Origin of the sequence: Micromonospora sp. NPDC049301 (genome assembly GCF_040678715.1) — a bacterium.
Taxonomy (GTDB): Bacteria; Actinomycetota; Actinomycetes; order Mycobacteriales; family Micromonosporaceae; genus Micromonospora.
Window position 1 is genome coordinate 989,471 of record NZ_JBFAQO010000001.1, and the last position, 18,955, is coordinate 1,008,425.

General features: G+C 73.1%; 14 protein-coding genes. 3 read left to right on the forward strand and 11 right to left on the reverse strand.

The features are described 5' to 3' along the window. Positions 1–38: 38 nt before the first annotated feature. The 9 genes from cydC to deoC all read right to left on the reverse strand — a co-directional run bounded on the left by cydC (position 39) and on the right by deoC (position 10,846). A complete protein-coding gene (gene cydC, locus AB0K07_RS04775) occupies positions 39–1,853 on the reverse strand; it encodes a thiol reductant ABC exporter subunit CydC (protein ID WP_363750973.1) in 1,815 nt (604 codons plus the stop codon). Then, a complete protein-coding gene (gene cydD / locus AB0K07_RS04780; RefSeq protein ID WP_363750975.1) occupies positions 1,850–3,526 on the reverse strand; it encodes a thiol reductant ABC exporter subunit CydD in 1,677 nt (558 codons plus the stop codon). The genes cydC and cydD overlap by 4 nt, the downstream gene beginning before the upstream one ends. Beyond that, the gene (locus AB0K07_RS04785; protein ID WP_363750977.1) at positions 3,523–4,530 is read right to left on the reverse strand and encodes a cytochrome d ubiquinol oxidase subunit II; all 1,008 of its coding nucleotides are present in this window, start codon (positions 4,528–4,530) and stop codon (positions 3,523–3,525) included. Before AB0K07_RS04785 ends, cydD begins: the two co-directional genes overlap by 4 nt. 10 nt (positions 4,531–4,540) lie before the next feature. Then, entirely contained in the window at positions 4,541–5,791 is a 1,251-nt protein-coding gene (locus tag AB0K07_RS04790) for a cytochrome ubiquinol oxidase subunit I (protein WP_363750979.1), read from the reverse strand. 209 nt (positions 5,792–6,000) lie between these two features. Beyond that, the gene (locus AB0K07_RS04795; protein WP_363750981.1) at positions 6,001–6,906 is read right to left on the reverse strand and encodes a M56 family metallopeptidase; all 906 of its coding nucleotides are present in this window, start codon (positions 6,904–6,906) and stop codon (positions 6,001–6,003) included. A gap of 8 nt (positions 6,907–6,914) precedes the next feature. Beyond that, a complete protein-coding gene (locus AB0K07_RS04800) occupies positions 6,915–7,379 on the reverse strand; it encodes a BlaI/MecI/CopY family transcriptional regulator (RefSeq protein WP_363750983.1) in 465 nt (154 codons plus the stop codon). A 253-nt stretch (positions 7,380–7,632) separates the two neighbouring features. Then, the gene (locus tag AB0K07_RS04805) at positions 7,633–8,457 is read right to left on the reverse strand and encodes an aldehyde dehydrogenase family protein (RefSeq protein ID WP_363750984.1); all 825 of its coding nucleotides are present in this window, start codon (positions 8,455–8,457) and stop codon (positions 7,633–7,635) included. Beyond that, a complete protein-coding gene (locus AB0K07_RS04810) occupies positions 8,450–9,880 on the reverse strand; it encodes an aldehyde dehydrogenase family protein (RefSeq protein WP_363750985.1) in 1,431 nt (476 codons plus the stop codon). The genes AB0K07_RS04805 and AB0K07_RS04810 overlap by 8 nt, the downstream gene beginning before the upstream one ends. Before the next feature lie 6 nt (positions 9,881–9,886). After that, complete coding sequence (deoC, locus tag AB0K07_RS04815) at positions 9,887–10,846, reverse strand: deoxyribose-phosphate aldolase (protein ID WP_363750986.1); 960 nt, start codon at positions 10,844–10,846, stop codon at positions 9,887–9,889. A 135-nt stretch (positions 10,847–10,981) separates the two neighbouring features. Here deoC and upp point away from each other — a divergent pair, with 135 nt between their 5' ends. Together upp and AB0K07_RS04825 are read left to right on the forward strand one after the other, a co-directional pair. Then, positions 10,982–11,614, forward strand: coding sequence for a uracil phosphoribosyltransferase (gene upp, locus AB0K07_RS04820; RefSeq protein ID WP_363750987.1), 633 nt, complete (start codon positions 10,982–10,984; stop codon positions 11,612–11,614). Between the two features lie 74 nt (positions 11,615–11,688). Further along, positions 11,689–12,366: a GPP34 family phosphoprotein gene (locus tag AB0K07_RS04825; RefSeq protein WP_363750988.1), complete on the forward strand. Its 678-nt coding sequence runs from the start codon at positions 11,689–11,691 to the stop codon at positions 12,364–12,366. 43 nt (positions 12,367–12,409) lie between these two features. On the opposite strand, the gene AB0K07_RS04830 is transcribed toward AB0K07_RS04825, so the two are convergent. Both AB0K07_RS04830 and AB0K07_RS04835 read right to left on the reverse strand, forming a co-directional pair. Further along, positions 12,410–14,077, reverse strand: coding sequence for a phospho-sugar mutase (locus AB0K07_RS04830; RefSeq protein ID WP_363750989.1), 1,668 nt, complete (start codon positions 14,075–14,077; stop codon positions 12,410–12,412). A 628-nt stretch (positions 14,078–14,705) separates the two neighbouring features. Further along, positions 14,706–16,781, reverse strand: a complete 2,076-nt coding sequence (locus tag AB0K07_RS04835; protein WP_363750990.1) for a serine/threonine-protein kinase — start codon at positions 16,779–16,781, stop codon at positions 14,706–14,708. Between the two features lie 206 nt (positions 16,782–16,987). On the opposite strand from AB0K07_RS04835, the gene AB0K07_RS04840 reads away from it, so the two are divergent. Continuing rightward, complete coding sequence (locus AB0K07_RS04840; protein WP_363750991.1) at positions 16,988–18,571, forward strand: methylmalonyl-CoA mutase family protein; 1,584 nt, start codon at positions 16,988–16,990, stop codon at positions 18,569–18,571. Positions 18,572–18,955 lie beyond the last annotated feature (384 nt).

An 18,955-nucleotide genomic window follows, 5' to 3' on the forward strand; every position in this document is an offset into this window, starting at 1 on the left:
CGACGTCCGGGAGAACCCTGGTCCGCCCCGGAGCCCGGTCAGGGGGTGAGAGCCAGGTACCCGCGTTCGGCCGCCGCCTGGAGCAGCCACTGGTCCCGGTACCACCCGGGGGCGGCGACGAGGTCGGCGTGCCGGCCGCGCTGGATCACCCGGCCGCCGTCGAGGACGACGATCTCGTCCAGCTCGGCCAGCCCGCTGAGCCGGTGCGTGATCAGCAGCACCGAGTGCCCGGCGGGGGTGGCGGCGAGGGCCGAGGCGAGCACGGCGTCCGCGGCGGCCGGGTCCAGCCCCTCGGTGGGCTCGTCGAGCACCAGCACCGGCGGTGCGGCGAGCAGGGCGCGGGCGAGCGCGAGCCGTTGCCGCTGGCCGCCGGAGAGCTGGCCGCCCTCCTCGCCGACCAGGGTGTCCCACCCCGCCGGCTGGGCGCGTACCCACTCCAGCAGGCCGGCGGCGGCGGTCGCCGCGATCAGCTCCTCCTCGCCCGCCCCGGCGCGGCCGAGCAGCAGGTTCTCCCGGACGGTGGCGTGGAAGACGTACGCCTCGGCGAGCAGCCCGCCGACCGCGCGGGGCAGCTCCTCCTCGGCGTACGCCGAGAGGTCGCGACCGTCCAGGCTGACCCGGCCGGACGTGGGCTGGACCGCGCCGGTCAGCACGGCGGCCAGGGTGCTCTTGCCGGCGCCGCTCGGGCCGACCACCGCGATCCGCCGCCCGGCGGGCAGGTCCAGGCTCACCCGGTCCAGCGCGGGCGCGGCGCCGGCCCGGTACCGCACGGTCACCTCGTCGAAGCGCAGCTCGTGCGGGCCGGCCAGGCCGTCGTCGCCGGCGCTGGGGCTGCCGGCCGGGGTAGTGGGCAGGTCCGTGTCGAGCAGGGCGGCCACCCGGGTCAGGCCGGGCCGCAGCTGGGTCCACTGCCGGGCCGCCGAGACCAGGGCCAGCGCCACCTCGACGGCGGCCAGGCTGCCCACGGCCAGCACGCCGACCAGCACCCCCGGCACGTCCGCGGCCAACGCGGCCAGCACCACCGCGGCGGCGGTCAGCCCGGCGACCAGCACTCCGGCCGCGTCCACCGCGAACCCGGTGGCGGCCAGGCGGCGCTCCAGCCGCGCCAGTCGGCCGGCCCGCTGTTCGGCGGTGCGCAGGGCGGCACCGGTCGCGCCGAACGCGGCCAGGTCGGCGGCGCCGTGGGTGAGGTCGACGGCGTCGGTGGCCAGTGCGCCGCGCAGTGGGGCCACCTCCGCCGCGCTGCGCCGGGTGACCGCGGTGGCCAGCGCGGGCAGCGCCCCCCCGGCGACCAGCAGCCCGGCGGCGAGCGCGCCGGCGGCCGGTGGCGAGATCAGCGCCGCACCGGCCACCGCCAGCACCCCGACCAGTGCCGCCGCCGAGCCCGGCACCAGCACCCGCAGCAGGAGGTCCTGCACGGCCTCGACGTCGGAGACCAGCCGGCTCAGCACGTCCCCGGAGCGGTGCGCGGCGGTGCGACGGGCGGCGAGGGTGGCGAAGACCCGGGCCCGGACGTCGGTGATCATGCGAAGAACCGCGTCGTGCCCGGCGAGCCGTTCCGTGTAGCGGAAGACGCCCCGGCTGATCGCCAGCGCCCGGACCGCGACGATCGCCACGGTGAGCCGGTCCAGCGGCGGCCGGCCGGCGGCGCTCATCAACAGCCAGGTCGCGGTGGCCATCAGGGCGAGCCCGGCGAACTCGGTGGCGGCGGCGAGCAGACCCGCGCCCACCAGCCGGCTGAGGTACGGCCGCGCCAGGCGCAGCACCCTCCGCTCGGCGGTCGCCCGTCCGGCTGCGGTCGCGCCGGTGGCCGGGCGGGGCCCGGCGGGCGGCGGCTCCGGTGCGGCGCTCATCGGGTCACCTTCCCGGTCGGCTCGGGCGTCAGCTCGGTCACCCGGCCGTCCTCGATCCGCAGGATCCGGTCGGCGTCGGCCAGCAGTGCCGGCCGGTGCGCCACCAGCAGCGCGGTCCGCCCGGCGACCAGCCGGCGGGTGGCGTCGAGCACCACCGCCTCGGCCGCGGTGTCCAGTCGGGCGGTGGGCTCGTCGAGCAGCACCACCGGGGCGTCGCGGAGGAACGCCCGTGCCAGGGCCACCCGTTGCCGCTGCCCGCTGGACAGCCCGTGCCCGCGCTCGCCGAGCAGCGTCTCCAGCCCGTCCGGCAGGCCGGCCACCACGTCGTCCAGCGCCGCGTCGTGCACCGCGGCGGCGAGCGTCCCGGGTGGGGTGTCCGGCGCGCCGAGCCGGATGTTGTCGGCCAGCGAGGCGGCGAAGAGATGGGCGCGTTGCGGCACCCAGGCGACCTGGCGGCGCCAGGCGTCCGGGTCGGCGGCGGCGAGGTCGACCCCGTCCACGGTGACCCGGCCACTGGTCGGGGTCACGAAGCCGAGCAGCAGACCGAGCAGGGTGCTCTTGCCGGCGCCGCTGGGCCCGATGATGGCGATCCGCTCACCGGGCCGGACGGTCAGGGTCACGTCGCGCAGTGCGGTGGTCCGCTCGTACTCCACGGTCACCGACTCGAAGCGGATCTCGCCGCGCCCGTCGGGCGTGGCCGCGCCCTCGGCGGCCCGGGGTGTGGCGGGGGTGGCGGAGACGGTGAGCGCCTCGTCCAGCGCGGTGAGCCCCTCCATGCTGGCGTGGAAGCGGCTGCCGGCGGCCCGCAGCGGCAGGTACGCCTCCGGGGTGAGCAGCAGCACCAGCAACGCGGTCTGCAGGGCCAGGCCGCCGCCGAGCAGCCGGATGCCGACCGGCACCGCGACCAGGGCCACCGAGAGGGTGGCGACCAGCTCCAGCACCAGCGCGGAGAGGAACGCGATCCGCAGTGTCTTCATGGTGGCGACCCGGTGCCCGTCGGCCATCCGGCGGACCACCTCGGTCTGCGCCCGGGCCCGACCGAACGCGCGCAGCGTGGGCAGCCCGGCGACCATGTCCAGGAAGTGCCCGCCCAGCAGGGAGAGCCGGCGCCACTGCCGTTCCGTGGCGGCCTGCGCCTGCCAGCCGAGCAGCGCGCCGAAGACCGGGATCAGCGGCAGGGTCAGCGCGATGATCACCGCCGAGCCCCAGTCGGCGAAGACGACCCGGGCCAGCACGGCCAGCGGCACCGTCACGCTGAGCACCAGCTGCGGCAGGTACCCGGTGAAGTACGCGTCCAACGCGTCCAGGCCGCGCCCGGCCAGCGTGGCGAGCTGGCCGGCCCGTTGCCCGGCGACCCACCCCGGCCCGTGCCGGCCGACCGCGCCGAGCAGGTCGGCCCGCAGCGCGGCCTTGACCGTGGCGGCGACCCGCGCCGAGACCGTGCCCTGCGCCCAGACCAGCACCGAACGGGCGGCGACGGCCACCGCGAAGCCGGCCAGCGCCGGCCGGTCCAGTCGGCCGTCGACGGCGGTGGCCAGCACCGCCGCCAGTGCGGTGGCCTGCGCCACGATCAGTCCGGCGGCGAGTACGCCGAGCAGCGCGAGCACGGCAAGATCGCGCCGGGCCGCGGGGACCCGGCGCAGCAGACGCGGGTCGAAGGGACGGCGGTTCACCAGTACACCGGTGCCCTGCCGTCGGTCCGTCCCCGGAAAACCCACCAGCACATCGCCTGGAAGCCTAGTAGGGCCGGCAGCAGCGGCAGCGCCACCCAGCCGAGTAGCCGCAGCGTCGGCGCGCTGGCAGCGGCGTCGGCCACCGTCAGCGAGGCGCCCGGGTCCGTCGTGGACACCAGCACGTAGGGCCAGAGGGCCGCGCCGACCAGCGCCACCGGCAGCGCCAGGGCCGCGCCGGTCGCGACCAGGGCCCACCCCGGCCGCCGCCGGGCCAGCGCCGCGCGGGCCGCCAGCAGCGCCGCCGCCAGCAGCACCGGCAGCAGTACGGCCACCGCCGGTCGCTGGACGGCGTCGCGTACCCGATCGGAGAGCAGGCCCACGACGGTGGCCAGGGCGACCGCGGTGAGCGCCACCGGCACCAGCCGACCGGCCGTCCGGCCGACCAGGGCGGCGTCGGCGGTCGGCAGTCGCAGGGTGAGGAACGTCGCACCGTGCAGGGCGACCAGGGCGACCATGGCCAGCCCGGCGGCGGCCGTGAACGGCGTGGCCAGATGCGACACCCCGGCGACGTGGCCGTCGGCCCCGCGGGGCACGCCCTGCAGCAGCGCGGCCAGCAGCACGCCCCAGCCCAGCGCGGCGAGCACGCTGCCGACCACCACCACCCGGTCCCAGCGGGCCCGGATCCGTTCGTCGGTCGGCCGGCTGCGCAGCTGTACGCCCGCGGTCACCAGGACCACACCGGCCAGCGCGCCGGCGACCGCCGGATAGCACCCGGAGAGCAGTTCGCCCTCCAGCACCGGGAAGGCTCCGAAGAGGATGCCCACGGCGGCCACCAGCCAGACCTCGTTGCCGAGGAAGAACGGGCCGAGCGCGGTCAGCGCGGCCCGTCGCCCGGCCGGGCCGCCGCCACGGGCGAGCAGCATCCCGACGCCGTAGTCGTAGCCGGCGAGCACCAGGTAGGCGCCGAAGAACAGGCCGAGCAGGGCGTACCAGGCGAGGTCCACGATGATCTCCTCACACGAGGGCGGGTTCGGGGTGCGTCGGCTCGTTCGGCGGCGCCGGCGGACGGCCGAGCGGCGGGTCGCCCGCGCCGCGGGCCGCGTGCCGGGCGAGCAGCACCCAGTTGGTGACGGCGAGGGTGCCCAGCAGCAGGCTGAAGCCGACCAGTGAGGCGAGCATCACCGGTGCGCCGACCGGGGAGACCGCCTGCTCGGTGGGGAGCAGCCCGTACGCCACCCAGGGCTGGCGGCCGACCTCCCGGGCGATCCAGCCGAGGATCACCGCGACGAACGGCAGCGGCAGGGCGAGCAGGACCAGCCAGAGCGGGAAGCGCAGCCGGATGATCCAGTCCCGGAAGAGCAGCGGGAGCAGCAGCCAGACGCAGCCGAGGGTGAAACCGATGAGGATCATGAAGCCCAGTCCGACGCTGGCCAGCGCCGGCGGGGTGTAGTCGCCCGGGCCGAACCGCGTCGTCCAGTCGGTGATCAGCGCCTGGGCCTCCGGGCCCTGGCCGAACTTGGTCGGCTGCACCTCGCCGACCGGGCCGAACTGGGCGAAGCCGAAGCCCTGCACCAGGGTGATCGCCAGTGCCGCGGTGACCAGGCCGACCCGCAGCGAGGTGCGGAAGAGCGCGAAGTCGGTGGTACGCCGGATCAGGTGCCAGGCGCTGATGGCCGCCATCAGCATCCCGCCGACCAGCAGCGCCGCTGAGACCACGTGCCCGAACGCCATGCCGAGGCTGGGATTGGTGAGCAGCGCGCCGAAGTCGGTGAGGTGGGCGATGCCGTCGCGCACCTCGTACCCGACCGGGTGCTGGAGCCAGGAGTTGGCCACCATGATCCAGAACGCCGAGGCGTACGCGGTGAGCGCCACGCCCCAGAGCAGCGCGAGGTGGACGCCCTTGCGGAGCCGGTGCCAACCGAAGATCCACATCCCGAGGAACGTGGACTCCAGGAAGAACGCCACCAGCGTCTCGATGGCCAGCGGCGCGCCGAAGACGTTGCCCACGTAGCGCGACAGGCCGCTCCAGTTCAGCCCGAACTGGAACTCCATCACGATGCCGGTGGCGATGCCGAGCACGTAGTTGATCACGTAGAGCTGGCCCCAGTAGCGGGTGAGCCGCTCCCACTTCGGGTTCCCGGTGAGCACCCAGGCGGTCTGCATCCCGACCAGCAGGGTGACCAGCCCGAGCGTGACGACCACGAACAGAAAGTGGATCGAGGTGGTGGTGGCGAACTGCAGGCGGGCGAGGAGCAGCGTGTCCATGACCGGGTCTCCGTAGCGTTGGCTCCCTTGTCGTAGCCACCCTACACGTAGCTAGGCTACATGTTAGCTACTACATCCTGTCGTAGGCGACTCTACGACAGGATGTAGTAGTTGTGGGGGGTGAGCCTCGACGTGATCCTGGGATCAGGAGAGCGCGCAGCACCCGCGCCGGACCCGGCGCGGGCTTCGTGTCAGCGGACTGCTGCGGGTCAGCTCAGGAAGAGGGTGATCGGAAGGGCGACCAGCGTGGTGGCGACCGCGAGCGCGGTGGCGCCGAGCACCCGGGGCGGCCGGTCGCTGACCAGCAGCCGCTGGACGCGTACGTCCAGGTCGCGGTCGCCCATGCCCAGCGCGCCGGCCGGGGTGATCCGGTGGCCGGCGGCGGCGAACCGGCGCAGCGCGCCCGCCAGCGGCGCATCGGCGTGCAGCTCGCGTGCCTTGTCGTCGGCGCGCATCTCGACCAGCAGCGCGACCCGCTCGTGCGCGTCGCGGACCCACCGGAACCACGGCAACGCGCGGCAGAGCGCGGTGAACGGCAACAGCACCAGGTCGTGCCGCTCGTGCGCGTGCGCACGCTCGTGACTGAGAACCGCGGCCAGCTCGGCCCGGTCCAGCAGGCTCAGCGTGCCCGCGCTGACCACCACCTGCGGCTTCACCCCGGGCAGGCAGTACGCGGCGGCGCTCGGATGGTCCAGGACCAGCGCGCCGGGCGCGGCCGGGTCGTTCCGGGCGACCAGGGTGAGCAGGTCCCGATGCCGGCGCTGAGCGCGTACGGTGCCGTGGATGCTGCGCACGGTCGTGGTGACCAGCACCGCGCCGATGCCGAAGCCGACACCCACGCCGGCCAGGTGGAAGGCGGTCACCCCGACCGGAAGGGCGCCGTGGGCGAGGTCGGTGGCCAGGGCGAGCAGGGCGCTCCCGGTCGGCAGGTCGTAGGCGGCCAACCCGAACGCCATGGGCAGGCCCATCGCGGAGAGGCCCAGGGCCAACCCGACCGCCTGCCAGCAGACGATCGCCACCCGGGGGCTGCGCCACGGCCAGGTGCTGTTGGCCAGCACCTGCGCGGTCAGATAGCAGGCCAGCATGGTGGCGGCGAAGTGCACGGCGTAGGCCATGGCGCGCCCTACCGCTCCGCTGCCTCGTCGGCCGGCCGCCGCGCCGCCGCCGGCCCGTCCACCCGGTCGGTCAACTCGGCGCCGGCCTCGGTCGGGGCGGGCCGGGTCAGCCCGGCCTCGCTCCCCAGGGCCGCACGCAGCACCTCGGCCTCGGTGCCGGTCACCGAGTGGGCGAAGCGCACCAGCGCGGCGTCGCGGCTGCCGCCCAGGTCGAGGGCGTCGAGCATGAGCTGGGCGATGTGCGCCTCGCGGCTTGCCGCCGGCCGGTAACGCCAGGCCCGGCCCTCCCGCTCCCGCTGCACCATGCCCTTGCCGGCGAGCCGGTCCAGCACGGTCATCACCGTGGTGTACGCCAGCTCGCGGCCGTCGAGAGCGTCGGCCACCTCGCGCACGGTCACCCCGTCCGACGTGCCCGGGACCACGTCCCACAGCACGTCCATCACCGCACGCTCAAGATCGCCCAACCGAGTCACCCCGCAATCCTACCCCCGGTAGTAGACCCCCACCCCACCCCCGCCGGACCCCACCGGACTGATCATGAGGTTGACGAGCCCCGGCAAGATCAAACCCCCCGCCAAACCCATGATCGTCGGGGAGGGGCGGGCGGGCCGGCCAAGATCCGCACAAGAACGAGGAAGTTGCTGCCTCCGGCGCTCCGGAGGCAGCAACTTCACCGAAGTTGCGCGCGAAGGGCTGCGTGGACCCCAAGGCCGGGAACCGACAACCTCACACCCCCTTGGGGTGCCAGACCGTCTTCGTCTCCAGCAGGCTCGTCATCCGGGCCAGCCCCGGGGTCGCGGACCAGTCGTGGTCGGCCGGGGCGGGCCGGAGCACCCGCTTGAGGTTCTCCGCCGCCTTCACCTCCAGGTCGGCCGCCAGGTCGGCGTCGGTCACCCCACTGAGGTCGATCGCGTTGACGTCCATGTGCGCGGCCAGCGTCGGCGCGGTCTCGGTGATCCTGCCGGTGAGGATGTTCACCACCCCGCCGGGCAGGTCGGAGGTGGCCAGCACCTCGGCCAGCGTCACCGCCGCCAGCGGCTCGGTCGGGGAGGCCGCCACCACCACCGTGTTGCCGGTCACGATCGCCGGTGCGATCACGCTGACCAGGCCGAGCAGCGCCGGGCGCTCCGGGGCGACCACGGCGACCACCCCGGTCGGCTCCGGCGCGGACAGGTTGAAGTACGGCCCGGCGACCGGGTTGGCGCCGCCGTACACCTGGGAGAGCTTGTCGGACCAGCCGGCGTACCAGACCCAGCGGTCCACCGCGGCGTCCACCTCGTCACCCGGCACGCCGAGGGCGACGAACTGCTCGCGGCGGCCCTCCAGCATCTCGGCGGCCCGGTAGAGGATCTGACCCCGGTTGTACGCGGTCGCCCCGGCCCAGCCCTTCACGGCGGCGCGGGCGGCGACCACCGCGTCCCGGGCGTCCTTGCGGGAGGCCAGTGACACATTCGAGGACTGCACGAGATACGACCGTCCCGACTCGCTGCGCGGGAACTTCCCGCCGATGAAGAGCTTGTACGTCTTGCGTACCGCGACCCGCTCAGACATTGAGGTACCCCTCCAGCCCGTGCCGGCCGCCCTCGCGACCGTAGCCCGACTCCTTGTAGCCGCCGAACGGCGAGGTGGGGTCGAACTTGTTGAACGTGTTGGCCCAGACGACCCCGGCGCGCAGCCGGTCGGCCATCCACAGGATCCGGGAGCCCTTGTCGGTCCAGATCCCCGCCGACAGCCCGTACGGCGTGTTGTTGGCCTTCTCCACGGCCTCGGCCGGGGTGCGGAAGGTGAGCACCGACAGCACCGGGCCGAAGATCTCCTCGCGGGCGATCCGGTGTGCCTGGGTGACCCCGGTGAAGATGGTCGGCGCGAACCAGAAGCCGCGCTCGGGCAGCTCGCAGGGCGGCGACCAGCGCTCGGCGCCCTCGGCCGCGCCGGCGTCGGACAGCTCGCGGATCCGCTCCAACTGTGCGGCGGAGTTGATCGCGCCGATGTCGGTGTTCTTGTCCAGCGGGTCGCCGACGCGGAGCTGTGCCATCCGCCGCTTCAGGGACTCCAGCACCCGGTCGGCCACGTTCTCCTGGACCAGCAGGCGGGAGCCGGCGCAGCAGACGTGCCCCTGGTTGAAGAAGATGCCGTTGACGATCCCCTCGACCGCCTGGTCGATCGGGGCGTCGTCGAACACGATGTTGGCGGCCTTGCCACCCAGCTCCAGCGTGAGCTTCTTGCGGGTGCCGGCGATCGACCGGGCGATGGCCCGTCCGACGTCGGTGGAGCCGGTGAAGGCGACCTTGTCCACGCCGGGGTGCTCGACCAGCGTCCGGCCGGTGTCACCGGCGCCGGTGATGATGTTGACGACGCCGGCGGGCAGCTCGGCCTGCTGGCAGATCTCGGCGAAGAGCAGCGCGGTCAGCGGGGTGGTCTCGGCCGGCTTCAGCACCACCGTGTTGCCGGCGGCCAGCGCCGGAGCGATCTTCCAGGCCAGCATCAGCAGCGGGAAGTTCCACGGGATGACCTGCGCGGCGACCCCGATGGGCTTCGGGTCGGCGCCGAAGCCCGCGTGCTCGAGCTTGTCGGCCCAGCCGGCGTAGTAGAAGAAGTACGCGGCGACCAGCGGCAGGTCGACGTCGCGGGACTCCTTGATCGGCTTGCCGTTGTCCAGTGACTCCAGCACGGCCAGCTCGCGGGAGCGCTCCTGGAGGATCCGGGCGATCCGGTACAGGTACTTGGCCCGGTCCCGGCCCGGCATCGGGCCCCAGACCTTCTCGTACGCCTTCCGGGCGGCGCGTACCGCGCGTTCGACGTCCTGTGCGCCGGCCTCGGCGACCTCGGCCAGCACCTCCTCGGAGGCGGGGTTGATCGACTTGAAGTTGCCGCCGTCGGTCGGGTCGACGAACGCGCCGTCGATGAACAGCCCGTACGTGGGCTTGAGGTCCACCACCGAGCGGGACTCGGGGGCGGGTGCGTATTCGAACATCGGCTCTCAGTCCAGGGTGAAGTAGTCGGGACCGGAGTAGGTGCCGGTCGTCAGCTTGGTGCGCTGCATCAGCAGGTCGTTGAGCAGGCTGGACGCGCCGAAGCGGAACCAGTCCGGGTCGAGCCAGTCCGCGCCGACGGTCTCGTTGACCATCACCAGGTACTTGATCGCGTCCTTGGTGGTCTTGATGCCACCGGCGGGCTTCACGCCGACCTGCCGCCCGGTGGCGGCCCGGAAGTCGCGGACCGCCTCCAGCATCACCAGGGTCACCGGCAGGGTCGCGGCGACCGGGACCTTGCCGGTGGAGGTCTTGATGAAGTCGCCGCCGGCCAGCATGGCCAGCCAGGAGGCGCGGCGCACGTTGTCGTAGGTGGCCAGCTCGCCGGTCTCCAGGATCACCTTGAGGTGGGCGTCGCCGGAGGCTTCCTTGGTGGCCACGATTTCGTCGTAGACCTCCTTGTAGCGGCCGGCCAGGAACGCACCCCGGTTGATCACCATGTCGATCTCGTCGGCGCCGGCCGCGACGGCGGCCCGGGTGTCGGCGAGCTTGATCTCCAGCGGCGCCTGCCCCGACGGGAAGGCCGTCGCCACGCTGGCCAGGTGCACGCCGCTTCCGCGCAGCACCTCCGCCACGTACGGGACCATCGCGGGGTAGACGCAGACGGCGCCGACGTGCGGGCAGGACGGGTCCGCCGGGTCGGGGCGCAGCGCCTTCGCGGCCAGCGCGCGCACCTTGCCGGGGGTGTCGGCCCCCTCCAGGGTGGTCAGGTCGACCATCCGGATCGCCAGGTCGATCGCCTGTGCCTTGGCGGTGGTCTTGATGGAGCGGGTGCCGAGCTGCGCCGCCCGCTGCTCCGCGCCGACCTGGTCCACGCCGGGCAGGCCGTGCAGGAAGGTCCGCAGAGCGGTCTCGGATCGTCCCAGCTCGGAGAGCTCCGACCGGGCCGACGTCGTTGTCGCCGTCATGCCCCGAAGTCTACGCACCGGACCGCTGAGTGATCTTGCTCACGCCGGCCCGGTGGGACCGGTCCGCGTGAGCGGCGTCGCTGGTCCGACCGCACCCGCACCGCCCGACCAGCGGGACCGGTAGGTTGAGCGATCGTGGATGTACACGTCATTGACCACCCGCTGGCCCAGTCTCGGCTGACCGCCATGCGGGACGCGCGCACCGATTCGTCGACGTTCCGGGCGGCGCTGCACGAACTGACCACCATGTTGGTGTACGAGGCGGCGCGTTCCTTCCCCGTCGAGCGGTACCCGGTGCAGACGCCGGTCACCGCCACCGTCGGCACCCGGCTGGCCAACCCGCCGCTGCTGGTGCCGGTGCTGCGGGCCGGCCTGGGCATGGCGGACGCCGCGCTCGGCCTGCTGCCCGAGTCCTCGATGGGCTTCGTCGGCCTGGCCCGGGACGAGGCGACGTACGAGCCGCGCGCGTACATGGAGTCGCTGCCCCGGGAGCTGGCCGGCCTGCCGGTGCTGGTGCTCGACCCGATGCTTGCCACCGGCGGTTCGCTGGAGCACTGCTGCCGTCTGCTGGCCGACCGGGGCTGCACCGACATCACCGTGCTCTGCGTGCTCGCCGCGCCGGTCGGCATCGAGCGGCTGGAACGCTCCGGCCTGCCGTTGCGCCTGGTCACCGCCTCGATCGACGAGGGGCTCAACGAGCGGATGTTCATCGTTCCCGGGCTCGGCGACGCCGGCGACCGCCAGTTCGGCGGCATGCCCCGGTTCTGAGTCGTTACCCCGGTCGGTGCGGGGTCCGGCGGGTCCGCGCGCGGTGGGGCGCGGACCCGCTACCGTCTCCGGCCATGACTGGTGTTGCGCTCGCCGAGGAGCTGTTGCTCCTCGCCTACGACGACACGACCGGCAAGGCGACCATGCCGCGGATCAGCCTGGACCTGGGCATGGCCGCCGCGGTGCTGGTCGAGCTGGCCCTGGCCGGCCGGATCGCGTACGCCGACGGTTCCCTGACGGTGGTCGACCCGACGCCCACCGGCGAGCCGGTCACCGACGAGGTGCTCGGCCGGATCGCCGCGGACACCCCGCACACTCCGGCCTCGTGGGTGCAGCGCCTGCGGCACGGACTGCGCGACCGGATCCTGGGTGACCTGTGCCAGCAGGGCGTGGTCCGGGACATCGACGAGACCGAGCTGGGCTTCATCCACGTGCACCGCTACCCGGTGGTCGACAGCTCGGTGGAGGCGGACACCCGGCGGCGGCTGGCCGAGGCGCTGACCGGCGCGGCGGCGCCGGACGAGCGGACCGCCGCGCTGGCCACCCTCGTCGTGGTGCTGCGGATGGAATCCGCGCTCGGGGTGACGGGTGAGACGGCCGCCGGCGCCCGCCGCCGCCTCGAGGAGATCGCCAGCGGCGCCGGGTTCTCCGGCGAGGTGAGCGTCGACGACTCGGTGGTCCGCCCATCGGTCGGCCTGGTCGTCGCCGCGCTGGCGAAGGCCGTCGACCAGGCCCTCGGCAAACGCCACTGACCGGTCCGAAGGGCCCCTCGCCATTGAGGGGCCCTTCGGTGCACTACAGGCCGAGGGCGGTGGCGATCTCGGTGCGGAGCTGCGCGATCGCCCCGGCGGCGCGGGCGCGGGCGGCGGCGACATCGCCGTCGGGCACCGGCTCGACCACCTCCAGGTACGCCTTGAGCTTCGGCTCGGTCCCGGACGGGCGGATCACCACCCGGACCGACCCGGTACGCAGGATCACCACGTCCGCCTCGGGGAGCAGATCCTGGGTGGTGTCGACCGGTTGCCCCAGCAGTGTGGTCGGGGTGGCCGCCCGGATCCGGGCCATCGCGTCGGCGATCTCCCGCAGGTCGTCCACCCGGACGGAGAGCTGATCGGTGTGGTGCACGCCGAACTCGGCGGCCAGCTCGTCCAGCCGGTCGGTCAGGCTGCGGCCCTGCGCCTTGAGGCCGGCGGCCAGCTCCGCCACCGTCAGTGCGGCGGTGATGCCGTCCTTGTCCCGGACGTGGTCCGGGGCGACGCAGTAGCCGAGCGCCTCCTCGTAGCCGTAGACCAGCGGCGCGCTCCCGCCGCCCGCCCGGACGATCCACTTGAACCCGGTCAGCGTCTCGTCGTAGGGCAGGCCCCGGGCCGCGCACATGGCTCGCAGCAGTGACGACGAGACGATGGTGGTGGCGTAGAGCCCGGTCACCCCGCGGCGCATCAGGTGGTCGGCGAGCAGCGCGCCCACCTCGTCGCCGCGCAGCATCCGCCAGCCGGTGGCGCCGTCGCGGGCCACCACCGCGCAGCGGTCCGCGTCGGGGTCGTTGGCGATGGCGAGGTCCGCGCCGGTGGAGTCGGCCAGCGCGATCAGCAGGTCCACCGCCCCCGGCTCCTCCGGGTTGGGGAACGACACGGTCGGGAACGCCGGGTCCGGCTCGGCCTGCTCGGGCACCACGCCGGGGACCGGGAAACCGGCCCGGGCGAAGGCGGCCGTGAGCACCGCGGCGCCCACGCCGTGCAGCGGGGTGTACGCCACCGTCAGGTCGCGCGGGCCGTCCGGCGCGATCACGGCGGTGGCCCGCTCGACGTACGAGGCGACCAGGTCGTCACCGAGCACGTCACCGGGCCGGCCCAGCGGCACCTCGGTCAGCGGTCCCACCGCCCGGATGGCGGCCTCGATGCCGGCGTCGGCCGGCGGCACGATCTGCGCCCCGGCGCCCAGCTCCCCGCCCAGCTCCGCACCGAGGTAGACCTTGTAGCCGTTGTCCTGCGGCGGGTTGTGGCTGGCCGTGACCATCACTCCGGCCACGGCGCCGAGTTGACGCACCGCGTACGCCAGCACCGGGGTGGGCAGCGGGCGGGGCAGCAGCAGCGCCGGCCGGCCGGCACCGGTGGCCACCTGGGCGGTCCGCTCGGCGAACTGGCGGGAGCCGTGCCGGGCGTCGTACCCGATCACCAGGGGGCCGGTGCCGCCCTGGGCGGCGAGCCAGCCGACCAGGCCGGCGGCGGCCTGGGTGACCACGGCGAGGTTCATCCCGTTCGGGCCGGCGCGCAGCGGGCCGCGCAGGCCCGCGGTGCCGAAGGTCAGCGGCCCGGCGAACCGGTCGGCCAGCTCCGGCGCGCTCGCCGGCAGCCGGTCCAGCACCGCCGTCAGCTCGTCCCGGCTCGTCGGGTCGGGGTCGTCGGCGAGCCAGCGCCGAGCTTGCTCGTGAATGTCGTCGATGTCAGTGGTGTCCGCCGCCATGCCCCTTGATAGCACACGGGATCTCACGTGCCGTATGGCTTGCTCCTGCCAGTGCCCCGGCATGCGTCTTAGCGAATCCTGACTCTTCGCTCTTGACTGTGCCTGAAGACGGCGAATACATTGACATATGTACACGCCTGAATCAAATCCATCGGGGGTTGGGTATGAACCGTAGTTCACGGGCACGAGTCTCGCTGTTCTCGTCCATGGTTCTCGCGGGAGCGTTGGGAGGTGCCGTGCTTATGCCTGCGGGTCCGGCCGCCGCCTCGTGCTCACATGTGCATTCCGACCTCTCCTCGAATGGATACATTCAGATCACTGGGGAAGCCGTGGCTATGAGGACGGGTCCGCACACTAGTTGTGGACTCATCACGCGATGGGACACCGGCGACTACATGTATCCGCATTGCTACATCGAGGGGGACCGGGTCACTCGAAACGGGACTACGTGGTCTACGTGGTCCTGGGTCAGTCTGGCGGCGCACGGTGATCCTGAAGGCTGGGTCTCCGACGCGTACCTTTCGGGTGGAGGTGCCAACACCCACTGCTGAGCGCAGCCGAGAGGGCTACGGGTCAACCCGTAGCCCTCTCGGCATGGCTAGCAAAAGCGGCTTGACAGCAGGTGGACCTAACCATTTCCGGTGAGCTGGAAGGTCTTTACCATTTCCTCGAAGATCGGCTTGCTCCCGGCGAACGCGGCCTCATCCGCCGTGAGGTAGAACGAGTAGGCCTTGCCGCCGCTGACCACCGCATGCCATATGCCGTGGCGCATGTCGCCACCGTTGCCGCAGGTGTATTCGAATTCAACGCCCGGGTTGCCTGCCGAATCTTTCTCGCTGATGGAAATCTGCTTGTATGGCTTCTTGCAGGTCGTGCTCTTCGTCCTGAGGAAGTTCTGGGCGCTTTCCGCCCACCGGGTCGGACTTCCACTCCATTTCTCGGTCAGGATCCGAATCTTGCGGCCGTCGTTCCCCGGGTCGACATAGTCGAAGTAACTGGCGCCGGTGGCCTTCGTCCAGCCTTGGGGGACCGATACCTGGATCCCGCGGGCCGCGTGCTCCTGCATCTCGACCGTGGGAGCCGCCGGGGCGGACGCGGTGGGCTGCGCCGCCGGCGTGCTCGGCGGGGTGTCGTCGCCGCCGGAGAGCGCCACCACGCTGATCAGCAGCACCAGCGCCAGGCCGCCGGCCGCGGCGAGCTGCACCTTGCGCGGCCAGCCCTTGACCGTGGTGACCAGTTGACCTCCGGTGGCGCGGACCTTGTCCAGTGCCCCGCCACCGCCACCGCCACCGCCACCGGACGTCGCGGGCGTGGCCCAGGGCTGGCCGGTACCGGGCACCGACCACTGGTTGCCGCCGCCGTAGGTGCCGCCGATGCGCTGGGTGGCCTCCGGTGCGCCGCCGTACCCGACCTGCTGGGTGGCGTCGGGCCGGCTGCCGTAGCTGACCCGCTGGGTGGCGTCCGGGTGCCCGCCGGCGTCCACCCGTTGGGTGGCGTCGGCGCTGCCGCCGTACGTGCGCCCGGTGGTGGGCCGGCCGGGGACGGGCATCGCGCCGGTGGGCGTGTGCAGCGGACCGGCCAGCGCGTCGGCGCTGGTGTCGTCGAGCCCCGTGGCGCCGGCCGCGGCGGCCGGCTGGGGGCGCTCGCCCCGGCGCAGCGACGCCAGGCGGTCGGTCAGGGACTCGCCCGGGGCCAGCATCGCCCGGCCGCCGATCTGGGCGTCCGGCTTCGGCTCCGGCCGGGCCGGCGGTGCGACCGGCGCCGGGCGCTGCTGCACCGGCACCACGGCGTACGGGTCGGTCACCGAGTGCACGGCGGTCGCGGTGCTGCCCAGCGGGCCGGCGAGCAGTTCGCGCAGCATGGCCCGGGAGGTGTGCACGTCCAGCCGGCGGGCCGGGTCCTTCTCGAGCAGGCCCATCAGCACCCGGGTCAGCGGGCCGCTGCGCTGTGGCGGGGCTGGCGGGTCCTCGACCACGGCGTGCATGGTCTCGATCGGGTCGCCCTTGTCGAACGGGGGCCGCCCCTCGACCGCCGTGTAGAGCGTCACACCCAGCGAGAAGAGGTCGCTCGGTGGGCCGAACTCCTGGCCCATGGCCCGCTCGGGCGAGATGAAGTGCGGCGAGCCGAGCACCATGCCGGGGGTGGTGAGCTGCACGTCGGTGGGCATCCGGGCGACGCCGAAGTCGGTCAGCACGCACCGCCCGTCGGTGCAGATCAGCACGTTGGCCGGCTTGACGTCGCGGTGCAGAACGCCGATCGCGTGCGCGACCTCCAACGCGCCGAGCAGCGCGATGCCGATCTTGGCGACGGCGCGGGGCGCGACCGGCCCGTCCTCGATCACCATGTCGGCGAGGCTGCGGGCGTCCAGCAGCTCCATCACGATCCAGGGTCGGCCGGCCTCGGTGACCACGTCGTACACCTGCACGACCGCGGGGTGCTGGATGGCGGCGGCGGCCCGGGCCTCGCGCAGTGTGCGTTCGTACATGGCGTCGCGGTCGCTGGGGGCCAGCCCCGGGGGCAGGACGACCTCCTTCACCGCCACGTCCCGGCGCAGCAGGGTGTCTGTGGCGCGCCACACCGTACCCATGCCGCCGTTGCCCACCGAGGACCGCAGCGCGTACCGGCCACCGATGGTGGTGCCGGGCGCCGCTCGTCCGCTGGCGGGACTTACCTGTCCGCCGCTCCACGTCGGGATCTGAGTCACAGAAAAGCCACCGGGGGAAATCGAGGGGGGCTGGGACACAACCCCCCTATCTTGCTGGTTCCGACGCCCGATGCGAAAGCCGACGCGACGGACGTTTGTCGAAGTCGACTGAACGTGCGCAACCGTTCACCTCCCGTCGACCAACGGAGACGCACTGTGCGGTATCCCTCACCCGGCGACACGCCCACCCGTCCTACCATCCGGGGATGAACGAACGGCGGTCAAGCGAGTCCGGTTTCCCGATCAAGGGCGTCTACACGGCGGCCGACCTTCCGGAGGATCTGGACTCCCGGACGGGTGGCCCCGGCGAGTTCCCGTACACCCGGGGCGTCTACCCGACGATGTACACCTCCCGTCCGTGGACCATGCGCCAGTACGCCGGCTTCGGCACCGCCACCGAGTCCAACGCGCGGTACCACCAACTGTTGCGGGCCGGCACGATGGGCCTCTCCGTCGCGTTCGACCTGCCGACCCAGATGGGCTACGACTCGGACGAGCCGATCGCGCACGGCGAGGTCGGCAAGGTGGGCGTGGCCATCGACTCCATCGAGGACATGCGGCTGCTCTTCGCCGACATCCCGCTGGACAAGGTCTCCACCTCGATGACCATCAACGCTCCCGGGTCGGTGCTGCTGCTGCTCTACCAGCTCGTCGCCGAGGAGAACGGGGTGCCCGGAGCGGCGCTCAACGGCACCATCCAGAACGACATCCTCAAGGAGTACATCGCCCGGGGGACGTACATCTTCCCGCCGAAGCCCTCGCTGCGCCTGGTGGCCGACACGTTCGCGTACTGCCGCAAGGAGGTGCCGAAGTGGAACACGATCTCCATCTCCGGCTACCACATGGCCGAGGCCGGCGCGACCCCCGCGCAGGAGATCGCGTTCACCCTGGCCAACGGCGTGGAGTACGTCCGGGCCGCGCTGGCCGCCGGGCTCGCGGTGGACGACTTCGCGCCCCGGCTGTCGTTCTTCTTCGTGGCCCGCACGACGCTGCTGGAGGAGGTGGCGAAGTTCCGCGCCGCCCGCACGATCTGGGCCCGGCTGATGCGTGACCAGTTCGGCGCCAAGGATCCGAAGTCGATGATGCTGCGCTTCCACACCCAGACCGCCGGCGTGCAGCTAACCGCCCAGCAGCCGGAGGTCAACCTGGTCCGGGTCGCGGTGCAGGGGCTCGGCGCGGTGCTCGGCGGCACGCAGTCGCTGCACACCAACAGCTTCGACGAGGCGATCGCGCTGCCCACCGAGAAGGCCGCCCGGCTCGCGCTGCGTACCCAGCAGGTGCTGGCGTACGAGACGGACCTGACCGCCACCGTCGACCCGTTCGCCGGCTCGTACGTGGTGGAGGCGATGACCGCCGAGATCGAGGCCGCCGCGGTCGAGTTGATGGAGCGGGTGGCCGACCACGGCTCGGCGGTGGACGCCATCGAGGCCGGGTTCCAGAAGCGCGAGATCGAGCAGTCCGCGTACCGGATCGCCCAGGAGATCGACTCGGGTGAGCGGGTGGTGGTCGGTCTCAACCGGTTCACGGTCGACGAGGAGGAGCCGTACGAGCCGCTGCGGGTCGACCCGGCGATCGAGGCGGCCCAGGCCGACCGGCTGGCCCGGCTGCGCGCCGAGCGGGACGGCGACGCGGTGGCCCGGGCCCTGGCCGACCTGCGGGCCGCCGCCGACGGCACGGAGAACGTGCTGTACCCGATGAAGGAGGCGCTGCGGGCCCGCGCCACGGTGGGTGAGGTCTGCGGGACGCTGCGGGAGGCGTGGGGGCTGTACCGGCCCACCGATCGGTTCTGACCGTCTGGCCGGCTGTTCTCCCAGTTCAGGGCGGGTTTGTTCGGGTCCGGCAGAGCTACAGTCGGAAGCGGATCCTCCACCGGCCGGGCCGAGGGCGGCGTGGCCCCCGACCGCGCCCGGGGTGTGTCCATCAGGTTTGGGGGTACCCCGACCGGGTGAACGGGGACGCACAACGTGTGCGGTCATGGCGGACGAGCGCGTGTGAGCGTCTTTTTCCGGCTCGTTGCGGAGCGTGGTCGGCTTATTGTCGGAGTGTCAGTTCATCACCCCGACTAATGCGACAATTCGCAACGTGGGCCCGCGAGGGGCGCCGATTCGTGACCGCCGAGATCGGTTACGCGTTGTAGGAGGTGAGGGGCAGATGACGGCGTTCGACCGTGATCT

Excerpts from the sequence above, each read along its gene's own strand:
- cydC (WP_363750973.1), bottom strand. The coding sequence starts at position 1,853 with ATGAGCGCCGCACCGGAGCCGCCGCCCGCCGGGCCCCGCCCGGCCACC.
- AB0K07_RS04790 (WP_363750979.1), bottom strand. The coding sequence starts at position 5,791 with ATGGACACGCTGCTCCTCGCCCGCCTGCAGTTCGCCACCACCACCTCG.
- AB0K07_RS04795 (WP_363750981.1), bottom strand. The coding sequence starts at position 6,906 with ATGGCCTACGCCGTGCACTTCGCCGCCACCATGCTGGCCTGCTATCTG.
- AB0K07_RS04805 (WP_363750984.1), bottom strand. The coding sequence starts at position 8,457 with ATGTCTGAGCGGGTCGCGGTACGCAAGACGTACAAGCTCTTCATCGGC.
- AB0K07_RS04810 (WP_363750985.1), bottom strand. The coding sequence starts at position 9,880 with ATGTTCGAATACGCACCCGCCCCCGAGTCCCGCTCGGTGGTGGACCTC.
- deoC (WP_363750986.1), bottom strand. The coding sequence starts at position 10,846 with ATGACGGCGACAACGACGTCGGCCCGGTCGGAGCTCTCCGAGCTGGGA.
- AB0K07_RS04825 (WP_363750988.1), top strand. The coding sequence starts at position 11,689 with ATGACTGGTGTTGCGCTCGCCGAGGAGCTGTTGCTCCTCGCCTACGAC.
- AB0K07_RS04830 (WP_363750989.1), bottom strand. The coding sequence starts at position 14,077 with ATGGCGGCGGACACCACTGACATCGACGACATTCACGAGCAAGCTCGG.
- AB0K07_RS04840 (WP_363750991.1), top strand. The coding sequence starts at position 16,988 with ATGAACGAACGGCGGTCAAGCGAGTCCGGTTTCCCGATCAAGGGCGTC.